The following is a 12208-nucleotide window of genomic DNA, read 5'->3' as shown; positions in this document are numbered from 1 at the left end:
TCTCTAATAAAGTAATGGAGCAGGATTATGAACAATCCCACCCCAACTATTGACATAGAGCCAGTCAAAAAAAGCCTACAAATCCTTATTTTATAGGATTGTAGGCTTTCTACTTTCTATTCCCACTCTATCGTTGAAGGTGGTTTAGAAGTTATATCATAAATAATTCTATTTACATTGTCTACTTCATTTACGATACGATTAGATATTTTTTCTAAAACTTCATAAGGAATTCTTGCCCAATCAGAAGTCATTCCATCTGAAGAAGTTACTGCTCTTATTCCTACTGCATGAGAATAAGTTCTTTCATCTCCCATTACACCAACACTTTTGATGTTTGGTAAGCATGTAAAGTATTGCCATATTTCTCTATGAAGATTTGCTTTTCTTATTTCATCTCTTAAAATAGCATCTGATTCTCTTACTATTTCAAGTTTATCTGGTGTAATCTCTCCTAGTACACGAATAGCAAGACCTGGTCCTGGGAAAGGTTGTCTCCATACGATTTCTTCTGGAATCTCTAATTCTTCTCCAACTTTTCTTACTTCATCTTTAAATAATTGTCTTAGTGGCTCAATTAAAGAAAACTTCATATCTTCTGGTAGTCCACCTACATTATGGTGACTTTTAATTACAGATGCTGTATCTGTACCACTTTCAATTACATCAGGATAAACTGTTCCTTGTACAAGATAATCAATCTCTCCAAGTTTATTAGCTTCTTCTTCAAATACTCTAATAAATTCTTCTCCAATGATCTTTCTTTTTGTTTCAGGGTCTGTTACACCTTCTAATTTTCCTAAAAATCTATCTTGTGCATTGACACGAATCAAATTCATATGGAATTTTTCTTTAAATATTTGTTCTACTTGATCTCCTTCATCTTTTCTAAGAAGTCCATGATCTACAAATATACAAGTTAATTGATCTCCTATTGCTTTATGAACCAATACTGCTGCAACAGAAGAATCTACTCCTCCTGATAAGGCACAAAGTACTTTTTTATTTCCTACTTTTTCCTTTACTTCTTCAATAGATTTTTGAGTAAAATCATGCATATTCCAATCTCCACTCAAATTACATACTTCATATAAGAAATTTTTAATCATTTCTTTTCCATTTTCTGTATGTTCTACCTCTGGATGAAATTGCACTGCATATATTTTTTTCTCATCATTTCTCATAGCAGCTACTGGACAATGATCTGTAGTAGCGATAATTTCAAATCCAGCAGGTTCTTTTTCAATAAAATCCGTATGACTCATCCAACATTTTGAAGCATCGTCTATATTTTTAAATATTCCTTCTTTATTTTTAAGATTTAAATTTACTCTTCCATATTCTCTAGTATTTGCTCTTGTTACTTTTCCTCCAAGTAAATGAGAAATTAATTGTCCTCCATAACAAATTCCAAGAACTGGTATTCCTAATTCGAATATTTCCTTTGTAATAGAAGGAGCATTTTCTGCATAAGCGCTTGCTGGTCCTCCTGTAAAAATAAATCCTTTTGGATTTTTCTCTTTTATTTTTTCAAGTGGAGTTGTATAAGGCATTACTTCACAATATACATTGGCTTCTCTTACTCTTCTTGCAATTAATTCTTTATATTGTCCTCCAAAGTCAATGACAAGTACTAATTCTTTACTATTCATATTTGCCCTCCCTTAACCTCGTACACTATAGTTTGGTGCTTCTTTTGTAATATTTATATCATGTGGATGACTTTCTGTAAGTCCTGCTGAAGTAATTTTTATGAACTTTCCATTTTCTTTTAAATCTTCTATGGTAGCAGTTCCACAATAACCCATTCCAGCTTTTAATCCTCCAACCAATTGATAAACAATATCCTTTAAAGAACCCCTATAAGGAACCATTCCTTCTACTCCTTCAGGAACAAATTTTTTGGCATCTTCTTGGAAGTATCTATCTTTACTTCCTGCTTCCATAGCTCCTGTTGATCCCATTCCTCTATATACTTTAAAGCTTCTTCCTTGATAGATTACAGTTTCTCCCGGACTTTCTTCTGTTCCTGCAAATAATGATCCGAACATACATACACTTGCTCCTGCTGCAATAGCCTTTGGAATATCTCCAGAATATTTAATTCCTCCGTCTGCAATTACTGGAATACCATATTTGTTAGCCATTTTTGCACAATCATATACAGCTGTAATTTGTGGAACTCCAATTCCAGCTACGACTCTTGTTGTACAAATAGAACCAGGTCCGATTCCTACCTTTACTGCATCTGCTCCTGCTTTTATTAGTTCTTCTGTTGCTTCAGCTGTAGCTACATTTCCAGCTATTAATTCTATATTTGAAAAAGTAGATTTTATTTTTTGGACTGCCTCAATTACTCCTTGTGAATGTCCATGAGCTGTGTCAATTACAATCACATCTGCTCCTGCTTTTACGATCGCTTGGGCTCTTTCAATCATATCTCCAGTAATTCCTATGGCAGCACCTACTAGAAGTCTTCCTCTTTCATCTTTTGCTGAATTAGGATATTTAATAGTTTTTTCTATATCTTTAATTGTAATTAATCCTTTTAAATATCCTTCTTCATCTACAATAGGAAGCTTTTCTATTTTTCTACTTTTTAATATTTTTTCTGCTTCCTGCATAGATATTCCTTCTCTTGCTGTAACCAAATTTTCTTTAGTCATTACATCTTTAATTTTCTTCATTACATTATTTTCAAATCGAATATCTCTATTCGTAAGTATTCCTACTAACTTTTTATTCTCATCTGTAATAGGCACTCCTGAAATATGATATCTTTCCATTAATTTTAAAGCATCCTCAATAATATGCTCTGGAGATAAATAAAATGGATCTACAATAACACCATGTTCGCTTCTTTTTACCTTGTCTACTTCTAATGCTTGTTCTTCAATAGACATATTTTTATGAATAATTCCTATTCCACCTTCTCTTGCAATTGCAATCGCTAATTTTGCTTCTGTTACCGTATCCATTCCTGCACTCATAAAAGGAATATTTAATTTGATTTTCTTTGTTAAATTTGTTTTTGTTTGTACATCTTTTGGCAACACAGTAGATTTTTGAGGAATTAAAAGTACATCATCAAACGTTAACCCTTCTTTTACAAATTTATCTTCCATGTGGATCCATCCTTTCTTTTATCTTTAGTATAGTTTTGGTTAGTAAGCATCAAAAAATTCCATGTATATTTCACGAGTGAAATTATTACATGGATCTAAAAAATCATCCATAAATTTTTTATAATAATTCCACTCATAGTCAGATTATTTAAGGTAATCTGGTAGAAACACTTAAGCCATATCCTTAAGTATATATGAGGGTACAAAATTATTTTATTTTTCTATATAACGTATCAGATATGTAGTTTTCTGTCAATATGCAAAAGACAATTTGTCTTTATTTAAAATACTTTCATAGTAAAAAATAAAGTGTCTATACAGACACTTCATTATTTATTCATTAATTTTTCTATAATATGAATATAACATTTATACCCATCATATAAAACATCTTCATCAAAGTCAAAGCTACTATTATGATGAGGAGCATTTAGCTTTGTTCCAAATACCATATACAAAGCTTTTCCCCCTTGATTTTCTACAGCCTCAAACATATAAGTAATATCTTCAGATCCCCCTAAAAATCCATTTTCTTTAATTTGAAATCCTTTATCTTTTAATAAAGATGCTATAGATTCACCAAACTGATCTTTTTTATATTCATAAGCTTTAGCACTTCCTACATGCTCAATTGTATAATCTACATCATATAACTTAGCACTTCCTTCTACTATTTCATAAGTTCTTTTAATAAGTTCATCATTAATTTTTTTACTTTCTCCACGAGTTTCAATCTCAAGTTTTGCTTGATCTGGAATCACATTTCTACCTGTCCCTGCATGAAAGACACCTACATTCATTCTACTCATACCACTACTAAATTGAGTAATGGTATGAAGATGAATGGCACAACTAGCTCCAGCTAAAAGAGCATTTTTACCAAGCTCAGGACAAGCTCCTGCATGAGATGGTTTTCCATAAAAATTAATATCTATTTTTTCTGTAGCTAAAAATCCCCCTACTCCACATATGACTTCATTTTTTTTAGCCATAAAACCAATATGTCCAGATAATATATAATCTATATGATCTAAAACACCAGCTTCTACCATACTCTTTGCTCCTCTTACACCTTCTTCTGCTGGTTGAAATATCAATAATATTTTTCCCCTTAAACCTTCTTTATGCTCTACTAAATATTTAGCAATCATAAGTCCTATGGCAATATGTCCATCATGACCGCAAGCATGCATCATTTTATTATTTTTAGATGCAAATCCTTCCATAAAAGGTCTATGTCCTTCTTTTTTTTCATCTAGACCATTTGCATCAATATCAAAACGAAAAGCTATAGTAGGTCCACTTTTATGAGTATCTAAAATTCCTACTACCCCTGTGTATCCTTGTAGTATTTCTTTTATCTCAAAAGGAGGTTTTAGATAAGAAACCTTCTCTTTATGTATTTTCATTTCTTCATGTCTAGGAAGTCCTAATCTATTTTTATGTATACTTTTTCCATATTTGATTTCCAGTCCTAACTCTGATAAATATGAAATAATTTTAATAGTAGTTTCAAACTCAAGCCATCCTATTTCTGCACATTGATGAAACTCGCGTCTAAGTTTAATCAACTCTTTTAATAATATATTATTCATTTTTTCTTTTCCTTTCCCAAAAAATCTAATACAGTATGAACAAATATTTCTATACCTATTTTCATAATTTCTTCATCAAAATCAAATTTAGGATGATGAATAGGATAGAAAGATTCTTCTTTTGCTCCTAGCCAAAAAAATGCTCCTGGTACTTTTTGTACATAATTTGCAAAATCTTCTCCTCCCATAGCAGGTTTTTCTATTTGTACTACATTTTCTTTAGAAATTAATTTGATCCCTACTTCTTCAATTAATTTTACTATATCTTTATCATTTATTAAAGCAGGATATCCCCTTTCATAGTAAACCTCTCCTCTAGCCCCCATAGCACTACAGACTCCTTCTACTACTTCTTTAATTCTTTTTTCTACATTCATTTGAACATTTGGATGAAGTGTTCTTACAGTTCCTTCTAGTAGTGCATAATCCGAAATTACGTTGTATTTTGTACCACTTTTTAATGTTCCCACCGTTAGTACTGCAGATTCTAAAGGACTTGTATTTCTACTTACAATATTCTGAAGCATATTTACTACTTGACAGGCGACAGCTAAAGCATCTATACTTTCATCTGGTGCTGAAGCATGCCCACTTTGCCCAAATATCTCAATACAAAAAGGATCTGAAGAGGCCATAATAGCATTTTCTTTTATACCAATCTTTCCTTTTGGGAGATTAGGCCAAATATGAAGTCCTACAATGGCATCTACTTTTGGATGATCTAAAACACCTGCCTCAATCATAGGTCCTGCTCCTCCTATAGGAGCTTTTTCCTCAGAAGGTTGAAAAATGAATTTAATATTTCCTTGTATTTTATCTTTTAAAGCACATAGTACATAAGCTGCTCCTAACAAAATAGCTGTATGCCCATCATGGCCACAAGCATGCATTTTGCCACTATATTTTGAAGCATATGAGTGATCATTTTGTTCTTTTATAGGTAGTGCATCTATATCTGCTCTTAAAGCAATAGTTTTTCCTTCCTTTTTTCCTCTTAAAAGACCTACTACTCCATATCCACCTACTCCTGTTTTTACCTCTAGAGGTAATAGGCTTAGTAGCTCTTCAATTTTTTGTGATGTTGTTTTTTCTTCTCCACTTAACTCTGGATTCATATGAAAATATCGTCTCCATGCTACCACTTCTGAATAAATCTTATGAATTTCTTCTTTTATTTTATTCATAATATTCTTCTCCCTCCTATTATTTAATTAAATATACTAATGCATCTGGTCCTAGTGGAAGATTAAAGCTCATCCAAACAATCATTTGTACAATCCATATAGCTACAAAAGAAAAACTATAAGGAATCATAAGAGATAAAAGTGTTCCCACTCCAGCATTTTCATCATATTCTTGAACAAAAGCCAAGATAACAGGAAAATATGGAAAAAGTGGTGATATAGGATTTGTTGCAGAATCTCCAATTCGATAAGCTAATTGTATAAATGCTGGAGAAAAACCAACTAAAGAAAGCATAGGAACAAATATAGGTGCAAGTAGTGCCCATTTTGCAGAGCCACTTCCAATAAATAAATTTACAATAGTAGTAACAATAATAAAACCTACAATTAACGGAATACCTGTAAAGCCTACTTTTTCTAAGAAATCTGCACCCCTTACTGCAATAACAGTACCCATATTACTCCAATTAAAAAATGCTATAAACTGAGATGCAGCAAAAACAAGTACAATATATCCAGACATACCCTTTATAACTTTTCCAAGCATTCTAGGGATATCTTTTTCATTTTTAATACTTCCTACAGTAATTCCATAAGATAATCCTATTATAATAAAAAGCATCATTAGAATAGGGATAATGCCACTTAAGAATGGAGATGGAATAATCGTATGTGTTTCAGGATGTCTTAACATTCCATTTTGTGGCACAATTCCAATTAATAATATTCCTATATAAATCATTGCTGCTATTCCTGCATTTCTTAATCCTTTATTTTCAAGAGATGTTAACTCTTCTAATTCTTTTTCTACACCTCCTTTATATTCTCCTAATCGTGGTTCTACAACTTTATCAGTAATCCATGCTCCCGCAAAAGTTAAAACAAAAGTAGAAGCAATCAAAAAATACCAATTAGATACTGGAGATACTACTGCATCACTTACTACAGATTTTGCAGCTTCATTTGTAATTCCCGCAAGAAGAGCATCTGTCCCTGCTACTAATAAATTAGCAGTAAACCCTGCCCCAACCCCTGCAAAGCCTGCTGCAATTCCAGCAAGAGGATGTCTTTTTACTGCCAAAAAAATTAATGCCGCAAGAGGAGGAATGACAACAAAAGCTGCATCTGAGGCAAGATTTCCTATAATTCCTGCAAAAATAACAGTAGCTGTCACTAAAGATTTAGGAACTCCTAGAATCAATTTTCTCAAAGAAGTAAATACAAATCCTACCTCTTCAGCAAGCCCTATCCCAAAAGTCATTACAAGTACTAGCCCCAAAGGTTTAAATCCTATAAAATTATCTAGAAAAGATCCTATAATCCACAAAATTCCATCTTTTGAAAATAAACTTTTTACAACTACCTCTTCTTGTGTTCCAGGATGAATCACCTTAACTCCTACAGCTGCAACAATAGCAGAAATAACCATAATCCCTACAGCTAACATGACAAACAAAGTAAATGGATGTGGTAATTTATTTCCTACCCTTTCTACCCAATCTAAGAACTTTCTGAACATGCTTTTCTTTTTCAGAGAATTTTCTACCATACACTTCACCCTTTCAGTCTTATTTTGGTCATGACCTTAATAGAGTATATTCTACATATATCAAAAAATTCCTTCTATTTTTTAAATGTTTAGAAAAAAAAATTTTTTATTAATATTACAACTTGTCAGTATTATATTTTTAGCGTTTATAACTTTCTAATTAAATAAAACTAGGAGGTTTTCTTCCTAGTTTTAGACTGTTGACAAACTATATTTTAGCAAAGTCATAAAAAGCAGGAAGTTTTCTTCCTACTTTTTATTTTTTAAAATGTAATTTCATAGATATTTCTTGGTCTACCCATCCCTGTTCTACTTTCTTGTGCTATATTTTTTCCATATTTGGCGTCTACAATTTGTTTTAAAATTCTTCTTGCACTTCTTACACTGATACCTAGATAATTTCCCAATTCTTCTGCTTCGATAGTATTTCTACCAATCTTGTTAAAAATTGATTTCATCTTACAAACATAAGTGGGACTAATTTGAATTTCTTTAGCAATTTTTTGAATTTCTTCATCTTCTACTATAAGATCATAGCTTAATGGAGAAGAATCTTTTTCGTAAATAGGTCCTGAAAGTACAGACTTCTCATCCATAATATAACAACAATTACTATCTTCTTTTATTGCATAATCTAATGCAATCCTTGCATTAACTTCCGCTTCATGAATAGTATTTCCAAATCCTATACCCGATGCCAATTCAATGTCTATATTTTGTTCAGGATGAATAAAATGAGGAATATTAAATTCCTGACAATGGGCATCAATAGCTCCTCTTGTAGTAAATATTAAATATTCATCTCTTCCGAATGGAAAAATTGATCCAAAGTTATCTTGCGTATAAGAAATCAATCCTTCTTCTAATTTATTCTTTAACTTTAAAAATTCATATTCTGAGGATATACTTCTACTTTTATTTTTTGTCTTTACGATTTGAAGAGCTATTTGTGTAGCTTTTATTCTTTCTACATTTCCTTTATAAATTGCTTTTGTAATATATTCTCTTATTAAGGGTCTTGTAGGATAAAGCCTATATGCAGGAATTCCTAATTTTTTCAAATTTCTATATGTCTCTCCTAAACAAGTTGCTACAGCATTTACCTTTTCTTCCTTCCACAATTTATAATGATATTTTACTAAATCATTATAATCAATGTCTCCTGGATAAGATTTTACATAAAATTTTTCAATAGGAATGTCTAAATCCTTTATAGCTTCTTGTATATTCTCTTTTTCAAGAGTATCGAAACTAATTTTTTTATAATCAATTCCCTCCACATTCATCTGCCAAAAAACTCTATATACACTTGTTCCTGTCCTAGGAATAAAAACAAAAGGTTTGTAGATCATATTCTCCTTTTTAGCAATAGCAAAAGGAACTTGTCCTGTAAATAAAAGTACATCTACTTTTTCCTGACATTCCTTAAGTATTGTAAGAGTTTCTTGCTTATGTTTATAACAATAAATAAAAGGTTCTATTTTCTCTTCAAATTCAGTTAATATATCTTTCACTCTTTCTACTGTTTCTGTAGAACCAATAATACCTAATTTAATTTTCATAATTGCCCACCTTTTACATACTTACTTGTACAAATTATATTTTATCATTTTTTCTATCTATGAAGAATTTTTTTCTAAAATTAATAGTTTTATCTTGATAAGTTATTTTAAAGTTATATATTTATATTTTTCAAGCTATATATTATATTCTTCATAGCATAATAATAATATACTTATGGAATCTTTTTCACTACAAAGGAGGTTATCTTATCAATCATCAATCCTACAATTTATTTGATCCTACAAATTTAAAAATTCTACAAGCTCAACTTAACTATGAATCTATCATGAATAAAAAATTAAATGAATATGCCAAAAGTTTTATAGATCCACAGCTTCAATATATATGCAGACAAGGTGCACAAAGACATAAAAATAATTTTGAAAATTTATTACATTACTTAAACACATATAGTTAATACTTCATAGAAAGGAGTACCTATAAATGCATTATCAAACGAGCTTTACAGAAAAAGAATTAATAAAAGATCTTTTATTATCTGAAAAGCAAGTTGCATCTGCTTATATTTTAGGAATCTCTGAGTCTTCATGTGATGATTTCAAAAATTTATTAACTCAGTGTGAACAAAACATATCTAAAAATCAAGAAGATATTTTAAATGCTATGGATCAAAGAGGTTGGGACAATATAACTCTATCTTCTATACAAGACATAAAAAGTATAAAAAATCAATTCAATATGCTAAAAAACCAACTTATATAAATATAAAAAGAGAATGACTAAAAGTCATTCTCTTTTTATATTACATCATACCTGGCATTCCTCCGCCCATTCCAGGCATTGGTGCAGGATTTTCTTCTTTAATATCTGCTACAGCAGCTTCAGTAGTTAAAAGCATAGCTGATACAGATGCCGCATTTTGAAGAGCAGAACGAGTAACCTTTGTAGGATCTACAATACCTGCTTGAATCATATTTACATATTTTTCATTTAATGCATCAAATCCTACTCCTACTTCACTATTTCTTACTTTTTCTACAATAACAGATCCTTCTAATCCCGCATTTGTAGCAATTTGTCTTACTGGTTCTTCAAGAGCACGTCTGATGATCATAGCTCCTGTTTTTTCATCTGCATGTAGAGTCTCAGTATATTTTTCTACAGCATCAATTGCATTGATAAGTGCAGTACCACCACCTGCTACAATACCTTCTTCAACAGCTGCTCTTGTAGCATTTAGTGCATCTTCAATTCTTAGTTTTCTTTCTTTTAATTCTGTTTCAGTTGCTGCACCTACTTCAATAACTGCTACCCCACCAGATAGTTTTGCAAGTCTTTCTTGAAGTTTTTCTTTATCGAAATCAGAACTAGTTTCTTCAATCTGAGCTTTGATTTGTCTTACTCTATCTTCAATAGCTTTTTTATCTCCAGCTCCATCTATAATTGTTGTATTTTCTTTATCAATTTTAATAGAGTTTGCACGACCTAACATATCTAGTGTAGTTTCTTTTAAATCTAATCCTAACTCTTCTGAAACTACAGTTCCACCTGTTAAAACTGCAATATCTTCAAGCATTGATTTTCTTCTATCACCAAATCCTGGAGCTTTTACAGCTACACATTCAAATGTTCCTCTTAATTTATTTACTACTAATGTAGCTAATGCTTCTCCTTCAATATCTTCTGCTATAATTACTAATTTCTTTCCTTGTTGTACAATTTGTTCTAATACTGGAAGAATTTCTTGAATGTTGCTAATTTTTTTATCTGTAATTAATATATATGGATTCTCTACTACTGCTTCCATTTTTTCTGCATCTGTTACCATGTAAGGAGATACATATCCTCTATCAAATTGCATACCTTCTACTACGTCTAATGTAGTTCCCATAGATCTTGATTCTTCTACAGTGATCACTCCATCTTTTCCTACTTTTTCCATAGCTTCAGCGATTAATTTACCTATTGTATCATCTCCAGCAGAAATAGATGCAACTTGTGCAATAGCTTCTTTGCTTTCAATAGTTTTAGAAATATTTTTAATTTGTTCTACCGCAGCATTAACAGCTCCATGAATACCTTTTTGTAAAATCATAGGATTTGCTCCCGCCGCAACATTTTTAAGTCCTTCTCTAATCATTGCTTGTGCAAGCAATGTAGCTGTAGTTGTTCCATCTCCTGCCACATCATTTGTTTTTGTAGCCACTTCTTTTACCAATTGTGCTCCCATATTTTCATATGCATCTTCTAGTTCAATTTCTCTAGCAATCGTTACACCATCATTTGTAATAAGTGGAGAACCAAATTTTTTATCTAAAATTACATTTCTTCCTTTAGGTCCTAAAGTTACTTTTACAGTATCTGCAAGTTTGTTCACACCAGCTTCTAATTTACGACGTGCATCTTCACTAAATTGAATTTCTTTTGCCATTTTCTGTTACCTCCCTATATGTAGTCTTTTTTACTTATTCAACAATCGCTAAAATATCACTTTGCTTTAAGATGGTATATTCTACTCCATCATATTTTACTTCTGTTCCTGCATATTTAGAAAAAATCACTTTATCTCCTACTTTTACTTCCATTTTCACTTCTTTTCCATCTACCATTCCACCTGGTCCAACTGCTACAATTTCTGCCATTTGAGGTTGTTCTTTCGCTTGTGTTGGAAGAACAATCCCACTTTTTGTTTTTTCTTCTGCCTCTAACTTTTTGATTACTACTCTGTCACCTAATGGTTTGATGTTCATCAAAACCCCTCCTTAATTATATATATAATTTTTTATGTTTTATATTGTTAGCACTCACTCTCGTCGAGTGCTAATTATAATGTATTATATCTTTTTCTATTAATCAAATATCATATGTCTTTATTTTTACATTATATTCATGATTTTGGACTATTATATCATATTTTATTCTTATTTCAAACAAAATCTATATTTTTCTTTTTTTTTCTTTTGTTTTCTTTTATCCATAAAAAAGCCTCTGTTTTTTTACAGAAGGCTTTTTTATAATTATATTTTTTACCAGAATCTACCAAATCCAAACCAAGGGCCAAACCATGGTCTTAATCCAAACCCTGGTCTTAATCCATATCCTGGTCTAAATCCATATCCTGGTCTAAATCCATATCCTGGTCCATATCCATATCCTGGTCCAAAGCCTGTTCCTGGTCCAAAGCCTGTTCCTGGTCCAAAGCCCGTTCCTGGTCCAAAGCCTGTTCCTGGT

Annotated in this window: 10 protein-coding genes and 1 riboswitch; of the genes, 1 reads left to right on the top strand and 9 read right to left on the bottom strand. The window is 31.4% G+C overall.

What is annotated here, in order from left to right:
• Positions 1 to 116: 116 nt before the first annotated feature.
• The 6 genes from guaA to EK368_RS12520 form a co-directional block, all read right to left on the bottom strand.
• Positions 117 to 1652, bottom strand: coding sequence for a glutamine-hydrolyzing GMP synthase (guaA, locus tag EK368_RS12545; RefSeq protein WP_129600224.1), 1536 nt, complete (start codon positions 1650 to 1652; stop codon positions 117 to 119).
• Between the two features lie 12 nt (positions 1653 to 1664).
• Complete coding sequence (guaB, locus tag EK368_RS12540) at positions 1665 to 3125, bottom strand: IMP dehydrogenase (RefSeq protein WP_129600222.1); 1461 nt, start codon at positions 3123 to 3125, stop codon at positions 1665 to 1667.
• 116 nt (positions 3126 to 3241) lie between these two features.
• Positions 3242 to 3343, bottom strand: a riboswitch (purine riboswitch).
• Positions 3344 to 3454: 111 nt separating this feature from the next.
• A complete protein-coding gene (locus EK368_RS12535) occupies positions 3455 to 4720 on the bottom strand; it encodes an amidohydrolase (RefSeq protein WP_129600220.1) in 1266 nt (421 codons plus the stop codon).
• Positions 4717 to 5904, bottom strand: a complete 1188-nt coding sequence (locus EK368_RS12530; RefSeq protein ID WP_129600218.1) for a M20 metallopeptidase family protein — start codon at positions 5902 to 5904, stop codon at positions 4717 to 4719. Before EK368_RS12530 ends, EK368_RS12535 begins: the two co-directional genes overlap by 4 nt.
• A gap of 19 nt (positions 5905 to 5923) precedes the next feature.
• On the bottom strand, positions 5924 to 7453 hold the full coding sequence (locus EK368_RS12525; RefSeq protein WP_129600216.1) for an AbgT family transporter: 1530 nt from the start codon (positions 7451 to 7453) through the stop codon (positions 5924 to 5926).
• A gap of 263 nt (positions 7454 to 7716) precedes the next feature.
• Positions 7717 to 9015, bottom strand: coding sequence for a helix-turn-helix domain-containing protein (locus EK368_RS12520; protein WP_129600214.1), 1299 nt, complete (start codon positions 9013 to 9015; stop codon positions 7717 to 7719).
• A gap of 445 nt (positions 9016 to 9460) precedes the next feature.
• Between EK368_RS12520 and EK368_RS12515 the strand changes: the two genes are divergently transcribed.
• Positions 9461 to 9739: a spore coat protein gene (locus EK368_RS12515; protein WP_129600212.1), complete on the top strand. Its 279-nt coding sequence runs from the start codon at positions 9461 to 9463 to the stop codon at positions 9737 to 9739.
• A gap of 40 nt (positions 9740 to 9779) precedes the next feature.
• On the opposite strand, the gene groL is transcribed toward EK368_RS12515, so the two are convergent.
• The 3 genes from groL to EK368_RS14975 all read right to left on the bottom strand — a co-directional run.
• Positions 9780 to 11408 (bottom strand): chaperonin GroEL, encoded by a 1629-nt coding sequence (gene groL / locus EK368_RS12510; RefSeq protein ID WP_129600210.1) that lies wholly within the window; start codon positions 11406 to 11408, stop codon positions 9780 to 9782.
• Positions 11409 to 11442: 34 nt separating this feature from the next.
• Positions 11443 to 11727 carry a co-chaperone GroES gene (gene groES / locus EK368_RS12505; RefSeq protein WP_129600209.1) on the bottom strand — a complete coding sequence of 95 codons (285 nt, stop codon included), beginning with the start codon at positions 11725 to 11727 and terminating at the stop codon, positions 11443 to 11445.
• A gap of 276 nt (positions 11728 to 12003) precedes the next feature.
• The coding region (locus EK368_RS14975) for a hypothetical protein (protein WP_202976483.1) at positions 12004 to 12208 on the bottom strand (205 nt) is incomplete at its 5' end.

It is taken from the genome of Anaerophilus nitritigenes (genome assembly GCF_004138215.1).
GTDB lineage: Bacteria > Bacillota > Clostridia > Peptostreptococcales > Thermotaleaceae > Anaerophilus > Anaerophilus nitritogenes.
The sequence above is the reverse complement of the archived record's forward strand: the minus strand, read 5'-3'. Positions and strand labels throughout refer to the sequence as shown.

Excerpts from the sequence above, each read along its gene's own strand:
- guaA (WP_129600224.1), bottom strand. The coding sequence starts at position 1,652 with ATGAATAGTAAAGAATTAGTACTTGTCATTGACTTTGGAGGACAATAT.
- guaB (WP_129600222.1), bottom strand. The coding sequence starts at position 3,125 with ATGGAAGATAAATTTGTAAAAGAAGGGTTAACGTTTGATGATGTACTT.
- EK368_RS12535 (WP_129600220.1), bottom strand. The coding sequence starts at position 4,720 with ATGAATAATATATTATTAAAAGAGTTGATTAAACTTAGACGCGAGTTT.
- EK368_RS12530 (WP_129600218.1), bottom strand. The coding sequence starts at position 5,904 with ATGAATAAAATAAAAGAAGAAATTCATAAGATTTATTCAGAAGTGGTA.
- EK368_RS12525 (WP_129600216.1), bottom strand. The coding sequence starts at position 7,453 with ATGGTAGAAAATTCTCTGAAAAAGAAAAGCATGTTCAGAAAGTTCTTA.
- EK368_RS12520 (WP_129600214.1), bottom strand. The coding sequence starts at position 9,015 with ATGAAAATTAAATTAGGTATTATTGGTTCTACAGAAACAGTAGAAAGA.
- EK368_RS12515 (WP_129600212.1), top strand. The coding sequence starts at position 9,461 with ATGCATTATCAAACGAGCTTTACAGAAAAAGAATTAATAAAAGATCTT.
- groL (WP_129600210.1), bottom strand. The coding sequence starts at position 11,408 with ATGGCAAAAGAAATTCAATTTAGTGAAGATGCACGTCGTAAATTAGAA.
- groES (WP_129600209.1), bottom strand. The coding sequence starts at position 11,727 with ATGAACATCAAACCATTAGGTGACAGAGTAGTAATCAAAAAGTTAGAG.